Raw genomic sequence first — 1,182 nt, 5'->3', positions numbered from 1 at the left:
AACGATTGCTACCCAAACATATCCACAGCGTGACCGCTGCCGGTTTTGAACTCAAGACAGCATTCTTTATCCTGGCCTGTAGCCTCAATTTCCTTTTCTGAATCAGCCAAGGTGGCAACTTGGGTTAAAAAATGGCTAATCGGGTCGCCGGGGGTTTTTCTCCCCCGGCTCCCACAGCACCCCGCATGCGGGTCCGCACGGGGCGCTTCCTCCGGATTGGAAAAGACAACCATTCCATGGCTGCTTTCAACGCTGGTAACACGATGCACCGCCACGATCCTTTCACCCGGTCGGGTGCGGTAGGATCAGTGAGACACCTGTGGCTCGCTCGTTGCCGAAGGTTCTGGCCTTCACTCTGTCCCACCCATTTTCGACTCTCATAGACACACGGACCGCTCGCGAGACAGATCTCCTTAGGATTTGCGACATGAACGTTCTCTGCACAACCTCGCCATTTACCGTACCCACGTCGGATCACCGGGCTTCGCTATCTGTGGCTAACTCGCCCCCGGGCTCGGCCTTCGATGACGTTTCTGTTCGTAGGCTCGCAGATTTGCTCCAGGCTTCCTTCAGACCTCGCCTCGCGGCTCGGCCCTTGCTCTTCGCTAGTCGTTGTCACCTGATCAGAGACCAGGCGGTGATCCTCCTACAGGGGCTTTCACCCCATTAGTTCATGCCCATGCCAGGCGTACCACGATGGCCTTCAGTCCGACCGCTCGCTACGCTCACGGCGGCTGAGGCTGGCAATAGCTGTAAAAAAGAATAGCCATGGAAGTACAAATAAACGATCTTAATCAAGATGATTTGGTTGAATGCGCTGCACTATATGTATCTGTGTTCAAAGAATCTCCATGGAACGAGACTTGGAGTACTGAAGATGCATTTGAGCATCTCAGTGATTTCCTGGCATGCCCAAATACAATAGCGTTAAAAGGAACGAAAAATAATCGGATATTAGGATTTCTTATCGGGGAAACTCAAAAATGGAATAATCTATGCTCATATTATCTAAAAGAAATATGCGTTGGCGGCAAGGATCAAAGAAATGGGGTGGGGGCCTTGATCATGCCTTGGTCCATTGTTGCTAAGCCGCCACAGGCATCAGGTAGGGGCGCTTTGCCGGTCGAGGTCGTCGTCGAGCCGGCCAAGCCGGCCAAGGCATGCGTTCAAGCACTTGCTCAA

The 1,182-nt window shown here is 52.7% G+C and carries 1 protein-coding gene and 1 pseudogene; both read left to right on the top strand.

Annotated elements, in window-relative coordinates; translation table 11 throughout:
- Window positions 1-101, top strand: a pseudogene (locus CKO36_RS20620) (IS982 family transposase); the annotation flags it as partial.
- 667 nt (window positions 102-768) lie between these two features.
- Window positions 769-1,182 (top strand): hypothetical protein (locus CKO36_RS19145; protein WP_200286490.1); only part of this gene is annotated, 414 nt, incomplete at its 3' end.

Origin of the sequence: Rhabdochromatium marinum (genome assembly GCF_016583795.1) — a bacterium.
GTDB lineage: Bacteria > Pseudomonadota > Gammaproteobacteria > Chromatiales > Chromatiaceae > Rhabdochromatium > Rhabdochromatium marinum.
Note: the sequence above shows the minus strand (reverse complement) of the source record. Positions and strands in the feature narration are given on the sequence as shown.